This is a genomic window from Chryseobacterium oranimense (genome assembly GCF_900129755.1).
Taxonomy (GTDB): Bacteria; Bacteroidota; Bacteroidia; order Flavobacteriales; family Weeksellaceae; genus Chryseobacterium; species Chryseobacterium oranimense.
Window position 1 is genome coordinate 1143596 of record NZ_FQWT01000001.1, and the last position, 20997, is coordinate 1164592.

General features: G+C 38.6%; 19 protein-coding genes. 14 read left to right on the top strand and 5 right to left on the bottom strand.

Annotated features, from left to right (window positions below):
• Positions 1–8 precede the first annotated feature (8 nt).
• On the bottom strand, positions 9–2198 hold the full coding sequence (locus BUB03_RS05290) for an ATP-binding protein (protein ID WP_073060831.1): 2190 nt from the start codon (positions 2196–2198) through the stop codon (positions 9–11).
• Positions 2199–2555: 357 nt separating this feature from the next.
• Between BUB03_RS05290 and BUB03_RS05295 the strand changes: the two genes are divergently transcribed.
• The 6 genes from BUB03_RS05295 (at position 2556) to BUB03_RS05320 (ending at position 9854) form a co-directional block, all read left to right on the top strand.
• Positions 2556–3605 carry a linear amide C-N hydrolase gene (locus tag BUB03_RS05295; protein ID WP_073060834.1) on the top strand — a complete coding sequence of 350 codons (1050 nt, stop codon included), beginning with the start codon at positions 2556–2558 and terminating at the stop codon, positions 3603–3605.
• Between the two features lie 173 nt (positions 3606–3778).
• Positions 3779–4945: a porin gene (locus BUB03_RS05300; protein ID WP_073060837.1), complete on the top strand. Its 1167-nt coding sequence runs from the start codon at positions 3779–3781 to the stop codon at positions 4943–4945.
• Between the two features lie 19 nt (positions 4946–4964).
• On the top strand, positions 4965–6395 hold the full coding sequence (locus BUB03_RS05305) for an anion permease (protein WP_040998492.1): 1431 nt from the start codon (positions 4965–4967) through the stop codon (positions 6393–6395).
• Between the two features lie 16 nt (positions 6396–6411).
• Positions 6412–7068, top strand: a complete 657-nt coding sequence (locus BUB03_RS05310; RefSeq protein WP_073060839.1) for a succinate dehydrogenase cytochrome b subunit — start codon at positions 6412–6414, stop codon at positions 7066–7068.
• A gap of 11 nt (positions 7069–7079) precedes the next feature.
• Positions 7080–8996 carry a fumarate reductase/succinate dehydrogenase flavoprotein subunit gene (locus BUB03_RS05315; protein ID WP_073060842.1) on the top strand — a complete coding sequence of 639 codons (1917 nt, stop codon included), beginning with the start codon at positions 7080–7082 and terminating at the stop codon, positions 8994–8996.
• A gap of 105 nt (positions 8997–9101) precedes the next feature.
• Entirely contained in the window at positions 9102–9854 is a 753-nt protein-coding gene (locus BUB03_RS05320; RefSeq protein ID WP_073060845.1) for a succinate dehydrogenase/fumarate reductase iron-sulfur subunit, read from the top strand.
• Between the two features lie 70 nt (positions 9855–9924).
• Here the strand turns inward: BUB03_RS05320 and BUB03_RS05325 are convergent, their stop codons facing one another.
• Both BUB03_RS05325 and BUB03_RS05330 read right to left on the bottom strand, forming a co-directional pair.
• Positions 9925–10887: a hypothetical protein gene (locus BUB03_RS05325; RefSeq protein WP_073060847.1), complete on the bottom strand. Its 963-nt coding sequence runs from the start codon at positions 10885–10887 to the stop codon at positions 9925–9927.
• Positions 10888–10947: 60 nt separating this feature from the next.
• A complete protein-coding gene (locus BUB03_RS05330) occupies positions 10948–11961 on the bottom strand; it encodes a nucleoid-associated protein (protein ID WP_040998481.1) in 1014 nt (337 codons plus the stop codon).
• Positions 11962–12222: 261 nt separating this feature from the next.
• Here BUB03_RS05330 and BUB03_RS05335 point away from each other — a divergent pair, with 261 nt between their 5' ends.
• The 8 genes from BUB03_RS05335 (at position 12223) to BUB03_RS05365 (ending at position 18285) form a co-directional block, all read left to right on the top strand.
• Positions 12223–13089, top strand: a complete 867-nt coding sequence (locus BUB03_RS05335) for an AraC family transcriptional regulator (protein WP_073060850.1) — start codon at positions 12223–12225, stop codon at positions 13087–13089.
• Positions 13090–13521: 432 nt separating this feature from the next.
• Positions 13522–13683, top strand: coding sequence for a hypothetical protein (locus BUB03_RS21800; RefSeq protein ID WP_175547480.1), 162 nt, complete (start codon positions 13522–13524; stop codon positions 13681–13683).
• A gap of 3 nt (positions 13684–13686) precedes the next feature.
• A complete protein-coding gene (locus tag BUB03_RS05345) occupies positions 13687–14043 on the top strand; it encodes a DUF7674 family protein (RefSeq protein ID WP_073060854.1) in 357 nt (118 codons plus the stop codon).
• Positions 14044–14123: 80 nt separating this feature from the next.
• Entirely contained in the window at positions 14124–14255 is a 132-nt protein-coding gene (locus BUB03_RS22180; protein ID WP_262484328.1) for a hypothetical protein, read from the top strand.
• Between the two features lie 48 nt (positions 14256–14303).
• Positions 14304–14699, top strand: coding sequence for a DUF7674 family protein (locus BUB03_RS05350; protein WP_040998473.1), 396 nt, complete (start codon positions 14304–14306; stop codon positions 14697–14699).
• Positions 14700–14872: 173 nt separating this feature from the next.
• Positions 14873–15472 carry a hypothetical protein gene (locus tag BUB03_RS05355; protein ID WP_139258771.1) on the top strand — a complete coding sequence of 200 codons (600 nt, stop codon included), beginning with the start codon at positions 14873–14875 and terminating at the stop codon, positions 15470–15472.
• Between the two features lie 273 nt (positions 15473–15745).
• Positions 15746–16816: a thiol-activated cytolysin family protein gene (locus BUB03_RS05360; protein WP_040998469.1), complete on the top strand. Its 1071-nt coding sequence runs from the start codon at positions 15746–15748 to the stop codon at positions 16814–16816.
• Positions 16817–16818: 2 nt separating this feature from the next.
• A complete protein-coding gene (locus tag BUB03_RS05365; protein WP_073060861.1) occupies positions 16819–18285 on the top strand; it encodes a thiol-activated cytolysin family protein in 1467 nt (488 codons plus the stop codon).
• Positions 18286–18420: 135 nt separating this feature from the next.
• Here BUB03_RS05365 and BUB03_RS05370 read toward each other — a convergent pair whose 3' ends face one another.
• On the bottom strand, positions 18421–18735 hold the full coding sequence (locus BUB03_RS05370; RefSeq protein WP_073060864.1) for a DUF3892 domain-containing protein: 315 nt from the start codon (positions 18733–18735) through the stop codon (positions 18421–18423).
• A 273-nt stretch (positions 18736–19008) separates the two neighbouring features.
• Entirely contained in the window at positions 19009–20907 is a 1899-nt protein-coding gene (gene dnaK, locus BUB03_RS05375; RefSeq protein ID WP_073060867.1) for a molecular chaperone DnaK, read from the bottom strand.
• Between the last annotated feature and the right edge of the window lie 90 nt (positions 20908–20997).

Sequence of the window (20997 nt, forward strand, 5' to 3'; positions counted from 1 at the left end):
TCTCAAATTTACGGTTTTTTAAACGTTAAAATAAAACAAGTTCCCTCTTTATTGCTCTCATAATCCACATTTCCCCCGATCCGGGTCATAATCCGGTGTACAATGGACAACCCTACTCCATTTCCTTTAAATGTTTTGGCATTATCCATCCTGTTAAAGATTTTGAACATCTTATGCTTTTCCTGCTCGGGAATTCCGATACCGTTGTCTGAAATCCTGTATACAACAGTTTCGTTTTCCACAGTTCCCCAGATTTCCACTCGGGGTTCATCCTGATGGGAAGTATATTTTACAGCATTATTAATGACATTCAAAAAAACCTGATTAAGCATTGTTTTATCTGCAAGCACATCAGGACATTCCTTAATAACGATTACAGTTTTTGGAGTATCGAAAGTAATTTTAGCATTTTCAGATATCTTTTGGATGGTAGTCAGAGGCTGGAGACGTTCCAGTTCTATTTCGCTGTGTTTGGCACGGCTCAGCTGCAGTACATCATGCATCATTTCTGCCATACTGTCGATTTCTTCAACAATGGAGGTCAGTTTATTTCTATTCTTTTCCGTTTTTTCAAAATTGGCAAGCAGCATCTGGGCATTCAGCTTCATCACCGTAAGAGGAGTTCCCAGGTCATGTGAAATTGTGTATGAAAAACTGTCAAGCTCTTCATTTACTTTTCTCAGCTCATTATTCAGGGCTTTAATCGCATTATACTGTTTGTGGGAAGTTTCCAGTATCACATCACGGATGGCATGCACCGCATGGATATCTCTGGAATTCCATCTTTTTGAATTTCCTTTGATATTTTCTGTAAAAATATGGAAAGAAGTCCTTGGCGAAACCATTTGCTTTTCCTCACCATTCTGGACGAACACCTCTACTTTCTTTTCAGGATTTCCTGCCCAGTTGATATGCTCATCAAACTCTTTGCGGAACCAGATCAGCATTTCTTTCTTACTCCTTTCGATAAAATAAATAATAATACCTGCAGCATTTTCATCAAGCTTCAATTCCTGCCCGTAATCTTTAAGGAAACTCCGGCTTACAAAAATACTTTCCGAGGTGTTCTCAAGAGCCCAATGGGCAATGCTGTCAATGATATCATAATCCGGAACGATCCCCACAGTAATTATATTTCCTTCAGAAATAATGGCAAGACCATCCGATTCAGGCAGTTTCCTGATTTTTCCCTTATTATCTGCAAGGGAATCGAAAAGATTATTATGTTTTAAAAACTCCGATTTCAGCTGAGATGCTTTTTCATTCAGCTCCAGACGGTATTTCAACTCATTTTTAGACTTGAATGAAGAATAGGCATTGGAGGCCAGAGCCGTAAAAATTCCTGCCTGTACCCTGTCTTCAAGGTCAATATGCTTAAACTCCGAATTCTGGCAGGTAACCAGTCCCCAGAGATGATCATCAATAATAATGGATATGCTGAAGCTTGAAGTTGCCCCCGAATTTTTAATGTACTGACCATGGATAGGTGACATTCCGCGGGAAGCTACAAAAGTAAGATCTATGTTTTCTTCAGACCTGCTCATAAGCGGAACGGTTTCCTCATATACATTGCTGAATATTCTCTTTCTTTTCTTTAAATAAAGTGCCCTCGCCTGTCTTGGAATATCAGATTCAGGATAATGAAGTCCCAGATAGCTCTCCATATTACCGTCTCTTCTTTCTGCAATCACCTTTCCTGAACCGTCCATCATGAATTTATAGACCATCATCCGGTCATAATTTACAATTTTGGAAAGTGTGCTCAACAATTGATCCCACAGCTCCTGTTCATTATCTATGACATAAAAATTATCATACTTATTGGAAATCCGCTTATTAGGATTTTCCAACACCGCTTCAAATTCCAGAAAAATATGTTTTCCGCTTCTGAAAACAGAAAAATGATACTCTTTTTCGCCAAGAAATATCTTATCAAAATGGGTTTCATTTTCTCTTTTTGTAAAGCTGGGCAGAGAAGCGTACAGATCGGATTCAATAACAGACCGGAAAGTCTCAGGAAAGTCCATAAGGCTTTTTTCAAAAAGCTGTTCCGCATTTTCGATTCTGAATATATCCGCAATATTCCGGCTGAAAAAAGTGATGGAATGAGATTCTGCATCAATGCCAATCAGGTAACCAAAACTTTGTATATACCCAGGAATGTGGATGGGTTCCTCATGACACTCTACAAAATTCATATATTTCTTTGATCTATCAAATATAACGATTTTTTTACCGTCATGTTGTTTTGTGGTATTAAATCATTAATCCTTTACAACACTGTAATCCTATAAATTTAACTGTATTTCGGCTTTAGGTATTTGTTTTCGATATTAATCAGGGCTTTAATTTAAAATATACTAAAAATTTATAAAAAATGCAAATTTAATTTTTCAATTATGATTCATCCCATAAATCCTATATGGCACTTAAAATAATTATTTTAATTAAATAAAATTTATTAAATTTATATCACCAAATAATGAATATAACAAAAATTCATTGAATTATTCTCAATAAATTCAATGCAAAATTTAAATTCAAATAATACTATTATGAAAAAGTTCCCATTAATTTTATTTTCCCTTATCCTTTCTGTAGGATTATGGAATCCATCAGAAGCATGTACAAGGGTAGTTTACAAAGGTCCTCAAAATACCGTTATCACAGCCCGTTCTATGGATTGGCGTGATGAGATCCCTGGTAACTTATGGGTTTTACCCAAAGGAATAGACCGCAATGGATTGGTAGGTCCGAAATCTGTGAAATGGACTGCAAAGTATGGAAGTCTTATAAGTTCTTCCTGGGATATTGCTTCAGCCGACGGTATGAACGAAAAAGGATTAGTGGCCAATCTGCTTTGGCTGGGAGAATCCCAATACCCAAAATTTGATGGTAAAGGAAATAAAAAGGGAATTGCAATTTCATTGTGGGCACAATACTATCTTGATAATTTTGCTACAGTAAAAGAAGCTGTAGAATTCTCACGAAAAGAGCCATTCGTTATTGTAAGTGATTATATTCCGGGAACAGAAAGATTTACAACCGTCCATCTTTCCATTTCGGATGCTTCAGGAGACAACGCCGTATTTGAATATATTGACGGAAAACTGGTTATTCATCATGATCCATCTTATACGGTAATGACCAACTCTCCTGTTTTTGAGGAACAGCTGGCGTTAAACAATTACTGGAAAGGGATTCCGGGAACCGTAATGCTTCCGGGAACAAACCGAGCTGCAGACCGCTTCGTTCGAGCTTCTTACTACATCAATGCAATTCCTCAGACTGCAGATACTCGTACAGCAATAGCCAGTGTTTTCAGCGTCATCAGAAACTGCTCTGTTCCTTACGGAATCACTTCTGCCACAGAACCCAATATTTCGTCAACAAGATGGCGTTCTGTTTCTGATCAGAAAAACCTGGTATATTATTTTGAAACGGTTTTCACGCCAAATACCTTTTGGGTGGATCTTAAAGATTTTGATCTTAGTTCTAAGGGTAAAGTAATGAAACTGGATCTGAGTAATAATAATACTTACAACGGGAAATCCAATGCGAATTTCAAAGAATCTGTACCGTTCACTTTCTTAGGATTAAAATAAATATTTCATAACAACCACTCTTACACTTATCAAAATAACACTCTGAATACAAACAGATTATGATTAAATACGAAGCTATGCAAATCATACAAAGTGGTATCAAATCAAAGATTTGACAGGAGGTTAATCAGTTGTGGTTAGAATAATATTCACAGTAAAAAACAAAAATAGATATGGCCTTTTTTTCAATTAAAAAGAAAAGCCTGATCCTTTGCATGCTAGCCTGCGGGTTATCTGCTTATGCACAAAATCAGGATTCTCTGAAGACCACACCTCCTCCACAGGAGGAAGACCATGTAAAATATCCTGTACTACAGATTAAAGGCCTTTTCCAGGCACGCTATCTCGTGGGAATGGCAAAAGATGTAGACGTAAACGGGCTTCATCACGCAGACGGATCAGGGACCAGCAACAATTTTATGCTTAAATACATGCGGGTCCAGGTACGCGCACAGATCAGTAAGAGAACGGAAGTCGTGGCTCTTGCCAATCTTGCCGATTTTAAAAATGATCCTAAAAGCAGGGTTCTTGAGAACGCCTATCTGAAATACACATTCAACCCTAAACTTGCTTTCACCGTGGGGCAGTTCAGACCATGGTTCGGTATTGAAGAAACTTATCCTATAGACATCATCAAGTCTCTGGACTGGTCCAATCAGTATACAGAATTTGGAAAACTGGGCTGGACGAGCTTCCAGATCGGGCTTTCTGCTACAGGGCAGCTTCAGTTGGGGGAAATACCATTTCAGTATGCCGTTTCAGTCGTTAATGGAAATGGGAAAAACCAGATCAATGATAACGACAACGGAAAGCAATATTCTACAAGACTGGTTTTCGGGCTGTCAAAAAAATACAATTTCAATGTAGGCTTAAATGGAGGTATTGGCGAAGTCTTAAGCAAAAAAGTATATGCAGTAGGAATTGACCTGAGCTCATTAATCCAGTTTGACCCGAAATGGAGCCTGGATATGCAGCTGGAAGCCAAACAGGCAACCAATCATGTATTGTACAATACCATAGATCCGGAAGTGAGACCTGACAATCCTGACCAGTACCTCATCCGGGGCGCTTATTTTCTTCCTAATCTGAGGTACGAGATCAATCATAAAAACCTCAGCGCTTTCGAGCTCTCTTGCCGGTATGAATATCTGGACACCAATTTCCGCTTGAATTCCAATCCCAGACAAACCATCACTCCTATGTTCGGCCTTGAATTCCTGAAAAATTATGGCGCAAGGATTCAGTTAGGCGTACAGTTCGACCGTTACAAACATCAGGTGGAAAACACATCACAATACAACAATAATCTATTCATTGTTCAGGTGCAAAGTAGATTTTAACGCTTAAATATTTATAGACATGAAAGAAATTAATATTACCAATACAGCAATAACATTTGCCGTTGCGCTGATCATATGGTTTATTCCAGCTCCGGAAGGCGTCGCTGAAAATGCCTGGCACCTGTTTGCCATCTTTGCGGCAACTATTCTGGGAATTATCCTTAAAGCCGCTCCAATGGGTACCATGTGTATGATGGCTATTGCTTTTACAGCCCTTACCCAGGTTGTAGCCCCGGGAGATGCAGGAAAATCAATCACCAAAGCACTTTCCGGATTCGGGGATAAGGTGATCTGGCTCATCGGGATCTCATTTTTTATTGCCAGAGGATTTATCAAAACCGGGCTGGGCAACCGTATTGCCTTTTTATTTATCAGAATATTCGGGAAAAGTTCATTGGGACTTGCCTACGGACTTGGACTGGCGGATGTTTGTTTAGCTCCTGCCATTCCCAGCAACACAGCAAGAGGAGGCGGAATTATTTATCCCATCATGAAATCTATGGCTATCAGCTTTGATTCGGTTCCCGAAAAGCCGGAAACCCACAGAAAACTGGGATCATTTCTTACCCTGAACAGCTATTATATGAACCTCATCGCTTCGTCTATGTTTCTTACCGGAACTGCAAGTAACCCGATGTGTCAGAAATTTGCAGCCAATTTAGGAATCAATATCACATGGATGTCTTGGGCTGCTGCAGGATTTGTTCCGGGGTTAGTGGCATTCTTTGTCGTTCCTTTGGTTTTATACAAACTCTACCCGCCTGAATTGAAAAAAACTGGGGATGCGCCAAAAATGGCAGCTCAGAAATTAAAAGAAATGGGACCTATTTCCAGAAACGAATGGCTGATGCTATTGGCATTCTTTATCCTTTTAGCATTATGGATATTCGGTGGAGCATTGTCTATTGATGCAACTACAACAGCTTTTATCGGACTTACAATGCTGCTTCTTACTTCTGTGCTCACATGGGAAGATATTAAAGGTGAAAAAGGGGCATGGGATACCATCGTATGGTTTGCGGTTCTGGTGATGATGGCCAGCTCTCTGAATGAACTTGGCTTCATCGGATGGTTCAGTGATCTGATCAAGGTAAAAATAGGCGGATTAAGCTGGCAGGTAGCCTTCCCCGTGATTATTGTCGTTTACTTTTTCAGTCACTATATTTTTGCAAGTGCAACAGCTCATGTGGCGGCCATGTATGCAGCCCTGCTTGGAGTTGGAGTTTCTTTAGGAATTCCACCAATGTTACTGGCTATGATGCTTGGTTTCTTAGGTTCAATTTATGGGGTACTTACCCATTACGGTCATGGTCCGGCCCCGGTATTCTACGGAAGCGGATATGTCGAACTGAAAGCCTGGTGGCTGAGAGGTCTTGAAATAGGAATTGTATTGCTGATCATCTACATGGTAATCGGAGGACTGTGGATGAAAGTTTTAGGATATTATTAATCATTAAATCAAAAATATGCTGTCAACCTTGTCAAGAAAAATGCTGATGTGCCTTACGGGACTTTTCCTGAGTTTTTTCCTGCTGATTCATTTTCTGGGAAACCTTCAGCTGTTTCTTCCGCCGGAGCAGGCCCAACTTCAGTTTAATGCCTATTCGCATTTCCTGTCCGGAAATATTCTGATCAAAATGGTTTCATATGTTCTGTATGCAAGTATTATTATGCATGCCCTGGACGGACTCATTATTACTTTAAAAAATAAAAAAACGAGAGGAAATTATCAATCGGACAGACGCGGGCGGGCCAGTACCTGGTCATCCAGGAATATGGGGATTCTCGGCACGCTGATCCTGATCTTTCTGGTAATCCATTTTCAGAATTTCTGGTATGTGTACAAGTTCGGAAACCCTCCGCTGGACAGCAACGGAAACAAAGACCTGTACACTCTGGTAGTAACGGTCTTCAAAGAGTGGTGGTATGTCATTATTTATGTGATTTCAATGGTTGCATTATGTTATCATCTGATTCACGGGATCTACAGTGCTACGAGGACATTGGGATTATACCATCCGAAATTTGTACAATGGTTCAAAACTGCCGGAATTGTTTATTCAGTGGTCATCTGTGCCGGTTTCGCACTAATGCCTGTTTATGTATTCTTTACTGCCAATTAAACAAAAAAGTCATGATCTTAAATTCAAAAATACCGGAAGGTCCGCTGGAAAAGAAATGGGACAACTATAAAAAGAAAGCCAGGCTCGTTAATCCTGCCAACCGTAAAAAACTGGACGTTATAGTAGTGGGTACAGGACTGGCAGGAAGCTCTGTTGCAGCTTCTCTGGGCGAAATGGGTTACAATGTAAAATCATTCTGCTTCCAGGACAGCCCGAGGAGAGCTCATTCTGTAGCCGCACAAGGCGGTGTGAATGCGGCTAAAAATTATAAAAATGACGGCGACAGTGTCTACAGAATGTTCGCAGATACTTTAAAAGGCGGAGATTTCAGAGCCCGTGAAGCCAATGTGTACCGTATGGCAGAATGTTCTTTAAATCTCATCGACCAGGCTGTAGCGCAGGGAGTTCCCTTCGGACGAGAATACGGAGGTTATCTTAACAACCGTTCTTTCGGAGGAGTCCAGGTGAGCCGGACGTTTTATGCAAGAGGACAGACAGGACAGCAGCTGCTTCTGGGCGCATATCAGGCATTGATGAGACAGGTCGGTAAAGGAACCGTACAGCTGTATTCCCGGCATGAAATGCTTGATCTCGTCATGATCGATGGTAAAGCGAGAGGAATTATCGTAAGAAATCTTGACACCGGAGAAATTGAAAGACATGCAGCACATGCAGTGGTGCTGGCAACCGGAGGTTATGGAAAAATTTACTATCTCTCTACCCTGGCAATGGGGTGTAATGGTTCGGCCATATGGCGTGCCCACAAAAAAGGAGCATTAATGGCTTCCCCGAGCTGGATTCAGGTACATCCTACCTCTCTTCCCCAGTCAGGAGATTATCAGTCTAAATTAACCCTGATGTCAGAATCATTGCGGAATGACGGAAGAATCTGGGTTCCTTCAAAAGCGGATGAAACCAGACCTCCTAATGAAATTCCTGAAGATGAAAGAGATTATTATCTGGAACGCCGGTACCCCGCTTTTGGAAATCTTGCCCCGAGGGATATTTCTTCCCGTGCTGCCAAAGAAAGAATTGATGCCGGTTACGGAATCGGGCCTTTAAAGAATGCGGTTTATCTTGATTTTTCCAAAGCGATCAGAGAGCAGGGAAAAGAAAAGATTCAGGAGAAGTACGGGAATTTATTTGACATGTATCTCAAAATCACAGGATATAACGCCTATAACGAACCGATGATGATCTCCCCTTCTGCCCACTTTTCAATGGGCGGTCTCTGGGTAGATTATGAACTGATGACTACCATTCCAGGACTTTTCGCTTTGGGAGAGGCTAATTTTGCAGATCACGGAGCCAACAGATTAGGGGCCAACTCGCTTCTTCAGGCTTCCGTAGACGGATACTTCATTGCACCTTATACAATTGCCAACTATTTAGCTGAGGAAATTCACACCGGAAAAATCTCACCTGAAAGTCCGGAATTTGAAACCGCAGAAAATAATGTGAAACAGCAGATTCAGGGACTTATAAACATCAAAGGAACCAAAACCGTTGACTATTTTCATAAGACTTTAGGAAAACTGTTGTATGATTACTGCGGGCTGGCCAGGAACGAAGAAGGCCTGAAATACGCTATCGGAGAAATCAAGAAATTAAAGCAGGAATTTTACAGAGAGGTCAGGGTTTCAGGGCAGGGAGACCAAATGAATTCGGAACTTGAAAAAGCAGGCCGTGTAGCTGATTATTTCGAGATCGGCGAATTGATGTGTTACGACGCCTTAACCCGGAATGAATCCTGCGGCGCCCACTTCAGGGAAGAATTCCAAACTCCGGATGGTGAAGCACTGAGAAATGATACCGAATACCAGTTTATCTCCGCATGGGCATGGACAGGAGAAAACAGAGAACCTGAACTGATTAAAGAACCGCTGGTTTTTGAAGAAATGCAGCCTACGGTAAGAAGTTATAAATAACAAAAGGCGAAGAAGGCTAAGGAAGCATAAGGCAAAACAGCGAATATGGAATTTGCTTCATAAGCTTTCTTTACTTTCTTTGCCTCAATTCAAACATAAAATATCATGGATTTACATCTTAAAATATGGAGACAGAAAGATAAGCAGAGCGAGGGAAAACTGGTCAGCTATGATCTGAAAGAACTGAATCCCCACATGTCTTTCCTGGAAATGCTGGATACTTTAAATGAGAAACTAATTACTGAAGGCGATGAGCCTGTAGAATTCGATCACGACTGCCGTGAGGGAATCTGTGGACAGTGCGGCATGATGATCAACGGAATTGCCCACGGTCCTTTAAAAAATACAACCACATGCCAGCTTCATTTACGATCTTTCAAAGATGGCGAAACTGTTTTGATAGAACCTTTCCGTTCCGAAGCTTTCCCCGTTAAGAAGGACCTTAAAGTAGACCGGTCAGCGTTTGACAGAATTATTTCTTCCGGCGGATTCGTATCAGTCAACACAGGCCAGGCTCCTGATGCCACGGCCACTGCAGTTACCCATCAGACCGCTGAAGAAGCTTTTGATTCCGCAGCCTGCATCGGATGCGGAGCCTGCGTTGCCACCTGCAAAAATGGAAGTGCTGCTTTATTCACGTCTGCCAAAATCACTCATATGGTTCTTCTTCCGCAAGGTAAAGAGGAAAGAAATAAACGGGTCCTTGATATGGTTACCCAGATGGATAAAGAATTATTCGGGCACTGTTCCAATACGGAAGCCTGTGAAGTGGAATGTCCGCAGGGAATTTCTGTATTGAATATCGCAAGAATGAATTACGAATATAGCAGGGCATTATTCTTTAGGCGAAAGGGCTAAAGGCTAAATGGCGAAAAAGTAAAAAGGAAGAATGAGTCAATTGACAAATCCTTCCTTTTATTTTTTATCATTAAAATCCTTTCGGGATTATAATTTTTTTAGGATCATTCTCGTCATACATAATCTCAATGGTTCCGTATTTAGGAACAGATGAGAGATTCAGGAGGCTGACAATTTTTTTGTAAACAGCAATATGTTCAGTTCCTTTAAAATCTTTAAAACTTACCTGAAACATAATCTCCGGCTGATCATTCACAAGAAGGCCTGTCTGGCTTACACTGATAATATTTGCTTCGGCATTTCTTCCTGAAAAGAGGATCCGTTCTTCTTTTTTATTTTTGAAAAACTTTGCGAAAATCAACTGAAAAACCAATACATAAATCATCGTCATCACACCGCTGAAAATAATCGGGTGCATTAAGGTCAGAAACCTCCAACCGAAATCAAAGGATTCCCGACTGTAGAAATAAAAATATAAGCCGATAACATAAGAAATCAATAATACAAGAAATACGATCCTTAGAATCATTCCGGAAGTATTGAATCCGACTTTCTGATCACTTAAAATGAAGTAGGGTTCCTGTGATACCTTAGGATTCAGCAATACTTTTATTTTGTTTCCTATAGCAAATCTTTTTTCGCGAGGTTTAGAATCATGAAACATCATTTTATGTTCTATCACCGTATTGCTGAGGTTAGGAAAAGAAAATTTAACCTCAATGAGATTCATGTTTTCTTTAGGAATATATTTGAGAAGTTTATAATCAATAATATTGGCGTCTCTTGGAATTCCGTTCTGTAAAATGGACTGAATAGTATTCTTCTCTTTAAAAGTTTTAATGAAAAGCTTATTGATAAAGAAAATAATCACATATGCCCATATTAACAAAGAAAAACCGAGATACCCATAGCTCACCGCTAATGAATTTCTCGGTTCTGTTGCGAGTTCCTCACTCACCATATAAATGAAAATCGGAAAAGGAATACAGAAAAAAAAGAGAAGAATCCCCCAGAAAATGATCATAAATTTCATAACTGCTATTTTGTAATCAGCAATAAAGTTATGATATTATTATGGAACGGGAGATATCTTTTACACCTCTTTATCGAAGTAAAGTCTGTAGTATTTTCCTTTGTCGTCCTCTCCCATTTCCAATTTCTGCCTGTCACCGTGAATATAGATATGGAAGTTTTTGTCCAGTTTGATAATGCTTTTGAAATGACGCTGAGTTTTCTTTACAGCTGCTTCACTGATCGGGAATTCCTCGGCAATATTCACCTGCATATCCTGCTCATAATCCGTCTTGAAGTTTACGAAGCTTTCAATCACGTGCTGATCTCCCAATACTTCATTGGCAAAATCATCCAGCTTAAATTCTTCCTTTTCTTTGAAGAAATTGATGGATTTATTTAAAAAGTCAGCCTGATCTGCTTTTGAAACCTCAAATTCCTGCGGAAGCTGCTTGGTGATATAATCTTTGTAAACCATAAGGGCTTCCTGGGTGTGGAAATATTCATCGTCCCGTTGCTTTACTTTCAGGAAGTCCTCGAACCAGTAGTACATATCTCCGTTTTTATTGTTATCAACCACGGAAAGTACATATCCTGTCTCTTTGTTATTGTTATAGATTAAGGCTGCTTTATCAATTTTAGACAAGCCGATCCCCTGGTCTTTTTCAATGTCAAAAGTTTCTTCCTGAGGTGAAATTTTCAGGAAAGATTCTCTTTTTTCTGTTTTAAAGATTCCTATCTTATCAACTTTATCAGGACGGTCGCTTTCTTCTTCAAACAGAACAATAAACAGTTCTCCACCCTGAACTCTTGGATTTTCAGCGGCTTCAAAAAGATGTTTTGCAATATTTTCAGATTCCCAAACGAATTTTGCCTTATCTTCAAAGATCTCGGACACGGAGCTGTAAACCGGATTATTAACCAGATAGGTGTCGCTGTAAAAATTGAAGGTTTCCTCCGATTTAAAAGAGCCTAAAAAATAATCTTCAAGCAGCTCTGCCATTCCTTCTTCCAGCTTCAGCTCTTCCTGAGACAGTGTTAAAGATTCTCCGTTGATTTTATTTCCTACTCTGTGTACTATTATTTTTGAAAACATCTTATCATTTTTGAGCTGCAAAGATAATGTTTGAAACCCCAAATAAAAAATACACAAAAAGTATTTACAGGATCCCGGAACATTTATGAAAAAATGGAATCAGCCTGTTATCCATTTTAAATCATCACATTCCGTAGCTAAACAAGAATATTAAATATCAAATAGTTATATTTTTTATCCAAAATATACAATGGGTAGAATAATTGTTTTTTAATAGATATCTCACTTTTTTATTAAATTATAGTTCAATTATTAGCTGCCTTGAAAAAAAACATTAAAAATATAAGATTCGATCAGGAGAAGGCGCCTTATGGCTGCGAACTGCTGGAACTGGAAGCTTTGTTTAAAAGGCTGACTACCTGGACGTATTTTGGCAAAACAGAAAGGATTCATTTCTTTAGTGTGATGGTTATTACAGAAGGAAAAGGCAGACATTTTGTAGATTTTAAGGAATATAAACTTGAAAAGGGAACCGTTTTATTTATTGCTCCGGGACAGATTCAGCAATATGAAAGCAATCCCCAATACAAAGGCTACATGCTGATATTTACGGAATATTTCTTCCATAAGCAGGTGAATGAGCTTACTTTTCTCAACCAGTCATCTATATTTGATATTACCCTCCCAAATGCCCTGGTAAAGCCCGATATAGAAACATTTTCCAAGATCATGCAGCTTCTGTTTCTGCTTCAGCAAGAATTTTCATCATCGTATGAACTTTCCAAAAAAGAAAGCTTACAGAAACTGGCCAGTCTCTTTCTTATTTATTTGGAACGCCAAAAACAGAGAGACAGCAATGTCGTTTCCAATAATCACTATTTGTCCCAATATTATCACTTCAAGCAATTGCTTGAGACGTTTTTTTCAAAGGACCGGAGTGTAGATTTTTATGCTTCCCTCATGGCTATTACTCCTAAAACATTAAACAGGATCACCCGCTCAACTATTCAGAAATCTGCAAAAGAGTTCATCGACAGCAGAGTTATCATTGAAATAAAACGGCTTTTGTTATTTGAAGAATTAAGTATAAAAGAGATTGCGTATTCCCTGAATTTTAATGAACCTACCAATCTTGTTAAGTATTTTAAAAAACATACAGGAGAAACCCCCACTTCATACAAAGGGTAGCAATGTCCGTTTTTTACCATTTTTTGTCTGCTTTAAACCTTTTTGGAATCACTCTAAAAGTACATCTTTGCATATAGTAATATTTTCAAAAAATTATTTCAAATTCAAAAACACAAATGCATTGATACAAAACCGGCTTCTGCCGGTACAATGAACCTGTAAGAAGGTAAAAACACAAATGGAGCTGCCTAATAAGGCAGCTTTGTTGTTTCAAGGAAATACATTGAGCCGGCAATTTAACAGGCAGCTATTAATCCCCAATAAAATAATTTCAATTTCTGATTCATTTTGAGAAAAACCTTATCATTTTGACAGGATTTTCAGGAGGCCCTATCTTTCCAAAAAATAATTAACTTACTGAATAAAAGCATATTAAATAAAATCCATACTCATAGGAACAGCTTTCGCTTCATTATTTTCAAAACATACAATATGGACCTTAAGACCTTAAACTGCATTGATAAGTTAAGAAGATTAAAAAGCCGAGGACCTGAAACTCCAAAGTGGCTGAAACCTTACCACCTGCTTCTTATTGCTTTCTGGGCTGTTTTCATTTTGGGAGCCATGATCAAATTTTTAGAACAAAATCATTAACCTATGAACTATTCGGAAGCCGTTCAGGAAATTACAGAGGTGATTCCTGACTTTGAAAATGAACTTACAAAAAGTACCCAGCAGAACCCTTACAGTGTGATCAGGAATTTCACAGAGCGGATCAAAAGTATGGTCCGACAGAATGACAGAAATATTTTATTCAAAAGTCTTCAAAAAATGGACAAAATTTACACGAACGGAGATACCGATTTAAAAAATGCCGTAGAAGGAATTTTCGTTTATTCCCTGGATAATTTCACGGTTTTCTGCAGCAGGGAATACAGAACAATGATTTTCAGCCATCTATCCAAGGAATTACGACAGATGTATTCCAGACAGATTTACAGTCATGGGAACTAGGTTTTTATTACATTATTCATCTGTTTCATTACAAAAGTACATTTTAACTTAAAATTAAATCGACTCAAATTCAATACGTTATGAAAACAAAAATCAGAAGAACATCCGACTGGAAAACGCTTAAAACAACGACGAACAGGCACAATACAGAGATATTGGCTACTCACATTGCTGTGATTATAGGAGTTTTTATTTTTGCAGCCATGCTGTAAATTTTGGTATACATTTCGCTGCAAGATAGATACTGAAAAATATTAATTATGATGAAAGTACAAATGCAGGCTATTAATAAAAAAATAGCCGTTGAATACTTAAAATTTTTCTATCCGCCACTCCGAAGTGAGATCACACAGCTGTCTGTTCAGGAAAACTTTGCCGGCGTTATTCAGGCCACAATCAATTATCTGAAGGATATGCTTCAGGAATCGAAAATTTATATTGTGGCCCATCACATTAAGCTGATGGACTGGATTTACAGAAACGGGGACTCTTATGTAAGAACCATCATAGAAAACCTGTTTGTAAGATCTCTTGAAAGTTTTAAAAAACATGCTAAAGATCAGCATTGGAAGCTCCTTTACCAGTATATGCCTGACAGTTTTCAGGTCATTTACAATGAGCAGCAGAAGCAGGACCAGCTGTTTTTCGGGAAATAAGAAATAATTTAATTTGTCAATAGGCTCTTCAGGCACTGTGTCTGGGGAGCTTTTATTTTTATGTAAAAGTGGATGAAAACGCCTTTAAAGTTGTTTATTATGCTTAGCAGATTTTTTATTGAATAATATTTCACTATATGGTGTAAAAAATATATTTTTGCAAAAATTTTCTGATGAAACACCCTTTTCTATGTGCTCTTATAATCTTGCCAATGCTGTCATGCAGCGGGAATGAAGACAGTATAGCTGAATCTCCCAATCCTGCAGTAAAGCAAGTATACCAGTTTCAGTACAAAGATTATAAGGTGCAGAATATTTCGTTGTACAAGGGTCCTTCAGGCCATAAAACCAATCCTGCGGAATCTTATCTGAATACTTATTGGAGCACTTACAAAGAGCCGACATGGAAAAGCATCGGCATGGATCTGAAAAATAATTCCCTGAAGCTTGTTTCGGGAACATCCGCAGAGATAAATTACCCTATGAAAATCGAAAAGGATTCGGTATTCGTAAATGAAAACGATGGGAAGAGTTTTATTGGAATTTTTAACAAAACTGAAGCTTCATTTACCCTTAAAAGATCTTTAAGATACATCAAAAAGATGCCGAGAGAAAATGTAAATGCTTTGTTTATTTCTCAGAAAGTCACTTTCGGGGTTACCGGATATCAGGATATCTTCGGGAACAGTATTTTCGGTAGTCCCTCTGACATGAATGAGGCCGGAGATGATATCATTTGGAGTAATATAGATTATCATTACAGCTCTTTATAAATTTTGACGATGTGTTATCAGATTATAGAAATATCCTTTCATACATTACTTGATCTGAAAACAGCCTCCCCCAACAACTTATTGGGGGAGTTTTTATTGTTTTTTCATAAGTTTTAAACATGATTTTTATCACTAACAAGAGAACTACATTAAATAAAATCAAGGCATTACATTAAATTAATCTTTTATTAATAGTGGTTTACAATTATTTAATCTATATATATTTCACCAATACGTGTAAAAATAATACTTTTGGGTTCTCAAATTTAACTCATGAAAAGAATCATTTTACCCATGGCATTACTGGTTGTAGCCAGTATCACTTCTGTATCTTGTCGTCAGGATATCAATGAAGAATCACCAACCGTTTTAGATGGCGCAAAGGCCTCGAAAGGACTTAATCCTGTAGTTACTTTACCATCCAAGTATTTAAATTACGATGAAGTTTCCGTAGGAGGACAGCCAATTACTTCCAAAACAACCACCGTTACGCTAAACAGTGATCAGATGGTAGTAACTGCTCCCAACAAAACGTTTATCGGAGGGGTTTACAACTCAACTACTCTTGATAATCTTTCGTACACTCCCATTTCCTATCCTGTAAAGCCGATTACGGTTTCTTACTCGTTCCCGTCCGATTTTATTGTGGACACCATTGAAAAACCTTCGCTCTCCAGCATGAGATCTTCCATATTCAAAGCGATGCAGAGTGCTAATTTCAGCGGACAGCAATCCCTTGCCTTTGATTATAACATCAAACAGTTCTCTTATTACAGCGAACTTAAAATTGCATTTGGAGCTAACGTTAATATTGGAAGCATTTTCAGTATTGATGTAAGCGGAAGCAACAATAAGGTGAAAAAAAATACCGGCATCTTTGCTAAATTCACTCAGAAGAATTTTACCATCGATATGGATATTCCGGATAACGGAAATATTTTCAAAAATGAATCTGACCTGAATCTGGCAGCCTCTAAAAATCCGGTTTATATCAATTCCATCACTTATGGAAGACTGGGAATTATCTCCCTGGAATCTGATTATTCTTATAACGAAACAGCGTTTGCCTTAAAGGCAGCATTAAATGCCAAAATGGTAAACGGCTCTATCAGCATTGATGTTCAGAGTAAGAAAATCCTTGAAGAATCTGATCTGAAAGTATACATTCTGGGAGGGATAGGTTCTGATGCCGTTCAAGTGGTTCAGGGTTATACAGGTTTCATTAATTTTATCGTGAACGGAGGCCAGTTTACAGCTAACGCTCCGGGAGTTCCGATTAACTTTACAGCAGCCCATGCAGAAGACAATTCTGTATACTACACAACATTTACTGTAGAAAAATAATCATGAAAAAACTGATGTATGTAATGGCAGCCATTTCTATGGCTGCTTTATCAAGTTGTGCCACAGAACTGGACAGAACCGAAGCCCAGGAAATGACCCGCGCTCCTCAGATTGTGAATATCACTTCATTTGGGACATATCCGTCGGCATTATCCGGAAAAATAAGAAGTATGTCTGCCAAAGGAGGCAATCTGGAAGAGTTCACGGAAACCAAAGAATTCGAATCTTCAGAATCTATCGTCCTTCCTCATCTTCAGATGTACATTTTCCCAGGTTCCCTGTTGAAAGGAAATTCTATACAGGATATGAATTTCAAGCCGATTACCGCTTCCGTAAAGCCTGTGACCGTTTCAATGTCTATCCCGGCTTTGAATAAAAAAACGGCTTTCACGATTGACCAGCCTTCTTTATCCAAAACCAGGCAGCTGGTCCAGGATTATATCCAGTCGGCCGACTTTACACAAAACGGAACACTGAGCTACAGTGTTGAGCAGTTTACGTCATACGATGAATTGAAAGTAGCTTTCGGGTCTAATGTGAACACAAGATCCCTGTTTGGAAAAAACTCTTCATCCACGAATATTGAGGAAGGAATGATTGCCAAAAGAACAGGATTCTATGTAAAGTTTTACCAGACTTCTTTCACCCTGGATATGGATATTCCTGCCGGCTCGCTGGTTAATGATACCAATCTGGATACAGGCGGTGTAGAGCCGGTGTATGTGAATTCTATATCTTACGGAAGAATGGGGGTATTAACAATTGAGACGAACGAACTGACAGAAACAGCCAGAACAACAATTAATGAATCTTTCAGCAAACTATTTGTAAAAGGAGAAAGCTATCTGACAGAAGATGAAAAAAATTTCCTGAACGGAGCAGATTTCAATCTTTATTTAATAGGCGGAAGCGGGGTAACGGCAGCTCAATCTTTCAAAGGATATGAAGCTTTTGTGAATCACATTTCAAAAGGAACTTTTTCCAAGAGCCAGCCGGGCGTTCCTATTTTCTGCTCCTATTCTTACCTGAAAGATAATTCGCCGGTGAAAACTACCTTTAAATTTGATATTAAAAATCCACCGGTATACGTAAAACTCGTGAAAGAAAATATTACCAGTGGCCGTAACAGGAATGTGGATTTAAAGCTGTATTTCTATTCTAGCAAAAGCCAGACTAATACAATCGCCCACCCTGCCATTCGTTTTGTAATCAACAAAATATCTAAAAAGGGAGTGAAAAACAGCGGAATGTACGGACCATGGACATATACTACCACCAATGAACCTATTGTTCTTCAAAATGCAGGAATGAACATTAATATGAGCCTTCCCAACCAGGTACTGTCCCGAGAGAGCGGACCATGCGTGCCAAGGGGAAGATTCGGGTGTGAAGTGGTTCCTACCTACACAGAAGAGGTGGAATACAGCATAGCACCTAGTGAAAAGTACAATTATATTGTTATTGACTAAAAAGCAACTTTACAGATGCATGATCAGATTATAAAATATTTTTTGGTTTAATCTGAACAAAACTTCCCCGGATCAAAGATCCGGGGAAGTTTGCATGCTTAATAACATTCAATTAATTAGAATTTTAGCAAAAAATTAAGGAGCTATCCAATAATAATCAATTAAATGTTTAAGATTATTCATCTCTTTATTATCTGGGCTTGTTTTTAAATATTTGCCATCCGAATCGTTAGCTACTACTACATTCTGACCACTATTCCATTTAGAATCCTTATAATTCCAGATCCAGGTTATAGCTGTGTTCCCTGAAGTTTCTAATAGTTTAATTGCTTCGCTTTTAGATTTTTTAACTGCCCTAAAATTACCTTCTTCATTCATCTCATGAAATGCATAATGAGTGATTACATCATCACCATTTTTCCAAACGCCTGAAATTGCATATTTTGCCATAATTATAAAATTTAAATTATTTTAAGCAATTTATAACCTCATTTTAAATACTCATTACGGAAATCCTCAATTTTATCAGATAATTCTTCAAGCTGTTACATCAATTGATATTGGCTGTTGAAGTGAAATAATTGGCCTTTTATCTATCAGTTTCTGGTTTGAAAACGTCATAATAACCATACATCCAAAGTACAAGCACAACAATAAAAAACCGCAATAAACATGGGGTTTACTGCGGTTGTATAATAAAGTGTAAGGTTTACTTACGGCTTCTTATTTTACTTCTTCAAAGTCTGCATCCTGTACATCATCTGCACCTCCTGCATTACCTCCAGGATTCTGAGCTCCTGCATCAGCACCTTGAGCCTGTTGCCCTGCTGCATACAATTCTTCTGAAGCTGCCATCCAGGCTGCATCTAAAGCTTCTGTTTTAGCTTTTACATCGTCAGCATTTTTAGCTTCGAAAGCGGTTTTCAATTCTCCGTGAGCTGCTTCAATAGCTGATTTTTTGTCAGCAGAAAGCTTTTCTCCGAATTCTTTTAACTGCTTTTCAGTCTGGAAAATCAATCCGTCTGCTTTGTTGAAGATTTCAACTTCTTCTTTTTTCTTAGCATCGGCTGCAGAGTTTTCCTGAGCTTCTTTCTTCATTCTTTCGATTTCTTCGTCAGAAAGACCTGAAGAAGCCTGGATCTTGATTGTCTGTTCTTTACCAGTTCCTTTATCTTTAGCAGATACGCTTAGAATACCGTTAGCATCAATATCGAAAGTTACTTCAATCTGAGGAACTCCTCTTGGTGCCGGTGGAATATCTGTAAGGTCGAATCTACCGATTTCCTTGTTATCGTTGAACATTGGTCTTTCACCCTGTCCTACTCTGATGCTTACGGCCGGCTGGTTGTCAGAAGCTGTAGAGAATACTTCAGATTTTTTAGTTGGGATCGTAGTGTTCGCTTCAATTAATTTAGTGAATACAGAACCCATAGTTTCGATACCTAAAGAAAGTGGTGTAACGTCAAGAAGCAATACATCTTTTACATCACCTGTCAATACACCTCCCTGGATTGCTGCACCAATTGCTACAACCTCATCCGGGTTAACTCCTTTTGAAGGCTTTTTACCGAAGAATTTTTCTACTTCTTCCTGGATGATCGGGATTCTTGTAGAACCTCCTACCAAGATTACTTCGTCAATATCAGAAGTTGATAAACCTGCATCTTTCAATGCCTTAGCAACCGGCTCCATAGATCTTCTTACAAGATCTGCGGATAACTGCTCGAATTTAGCTTTAGTTAAAGTCTTCACTAAGTGTTTAGGACCTGTAGCCGTAGCTGTAATATATGGAAGGTTGATTTCAGTCTGAGGAGAAGAAGATAACTCGATTTTTGCTTTTTCAGCAGCTTCTTTCAATCTTTGTAATGCAATTGCATCAGATTTTAAGTCAACACCTTCTTCAGCTTTGAATTCATCTGCCATCCAGTTGATGATCACATCATCAAAGTCATCACCTCCTAAGTGCGTATCTCCGTTTGTAGACAATACTTCAAATACACCGTCTCCCAAATCAAGGATAGAGATATCGAAAGTACCTCCACCAAGGTCATATACAGCAATCTTCTGATCTTTGTGGTTTTTATCCAAACCGTAAGCTAAAGCTGCAGCCGTAGGCTCGTTGATGATTCTTTCTACTTTAAGACCTGCAATTTCACCAGCTTCTTTAGTAGCCTGTCTCTGTGCATCGTTGAAGTAAGCCGGAACAGTAATTACCGCTCTTGTTACTTCCTGTCCAAGATAATCTTCAGCAGTTTTCTTCATTTTCTGAAGCGTCATAGCTGAAATTTCCTGTGGTGTATATTCTCTGTCGTCAATTTTAACTTTTACAGTATCATTTGGTCCTGCTACAACTTCATAAGGTACTCTTGAAATTTCTTTAGCATCTTCCTTAAAATGAGTACCGATAAATCTTTTGATAGAGTATACAGTTTTCTTTGGATTCGTTACAGCCTGTCTTTTTGCAGGATCCCCTACTTTTCTTTCACCATCCTCTGTGAATGCCACGATAGACGGAGTCGTTCTTTTACCTTCTGCGTTAGGGATAACAACAGGGTCTTTCCCCTCCATTACAGCAACACAAGAGTTGGTTGTTCCTAGGTCAATTCCAATTATTTTACTCATAATATTTATATTTTTTCTAATTTTTATATTTTAATTTACACTCTCAATTTCTCAATATCTGTACCATCTCCTATTTTGTGACAAAATGAC

Bases quoted from the DNA above. Each gene is read 5' to 3' on its own strand.
- BUB03_RS05290 (WP_073060831.1), bottom strand. From the start codon at position 2,198: ATGAATTTTGTAGAGTGTCATGAGGAACCCATCCACATTCCTGGGTAT.
- BUB03_RS05295 (WP_073060834.1), top strand. From the start codon at position 2,556: ATGAAAAAGTTCCCATTAATTTTATTTTCCCTTATCCTTTCTGTAGGA.
- BUB03_RS05300 (WP_073060837.1), top strand. From the start codon at position 3,779: ATGGCCTTTTTTTCAATTAAAAAGAAAAGCCTGATCCTTTGCATGCTA.
- BUB03_RS05305 (WP_040998492.1), top strand. From the start codon at position 4,965: ATGAAAGAAATTAATATTACCAATACAGCAATAACATTTGCCGTTGCG.
- BUB03_RS05310 (WP_073060839.1), top strand. From the start codon at position 6,412: ATGCTGTCAACCTTGTCAAGAAAAATGCTGATGTGCCTTACGGGACTT.
- BUB03_RS05315 (WP_073060842.1), top strand. From the start codon at position 7,080: ATGATCTTAAATTCAAAAATACCGGAAGGTCCGCTGGAAAAGAAATGG.
- BUB03_RS05320 (WP_073060845.1), top strand. From the start codon at position 9,102: ATGGATTTACATCTTAAAATATGGAGACAGAAAGATAAGCAGAGCGAG.
- BUB03_RS05325 (WP_073060847.1), bottom strand. From the start codon at position 10,887: ATGAAATTTATGATCATTTTCTGGGGGATTCTTCTCTTTTTTTTCTGT.
- BUB03_RS05330 (WP_040998481.1), bottom strand. From the start codon at position 11,961: ATGTTTTCAAAAATAATAGTACACAGAGTAGGAAATAAAATCAACGGA.
- BUB03_RS21800 (WP_175547480.1), top strand. From the start codon at position 13,522: ATGGACCTTAAGACCTTAAACTGCATTGATAAGTTAAGAAGATTAAAA.
- BUB03_RS05345 (WP_073060854.1), top strand. From the start codon at position 13,687: ATGAACTATTCGGAAGCCGTTCAGGAAATTACAGAGGTGATTCCTGAC.
- BUB03_RS22180 (WP_262484328.1), top strand. From the start codon at position 14,124: ATGAAAACAAAAATCAGAAGAACATCCGACTGGAAAACGCTTAAAACA.
- BUB03_RS05350 (WP_040998473.1), top strand. From the start codon at position 14,304: ATGATGAAAGTACAAATGCAGGCTATTAATAAAAAAATAGCCGTTGAA.
- BUB03_RS05355 (WP_139258771.1), top strand. From the start codon at position 14,873: ATGAAACACCCTTTTCTATGTGCTCTTATAATCTTGCCAATGCTGTCA.
- BUB03_RS05360 (WP_040998469.1), top strand. From the start codon at position 15,746: ATGAAAAGAATCATTTTACCCATGGCATTACTGGTTGTAGCCAGTATC.
- BUB03_RS05365 (WP_073060861.1), top strand. From the start codon at position 16,819: ATGAAAAAACTGATGTATGTAATGGCAGCCATTTCTATGGCTGCTTTA.
- BUB03_RS05370 (WP_073060864.1), bottom strand. From the start codon at position 18,735: ATGGCAAAATATGCAATTTCAGGCGTTTGGAAAAATGGTGATGATGTA.
- dnaK (WP_073060867.1), bottom strand. From the start codon at position 20,907: ATGAGTAAAATAATTGGAATTGACCTAGGAACAACCAACTCTTGTGTT.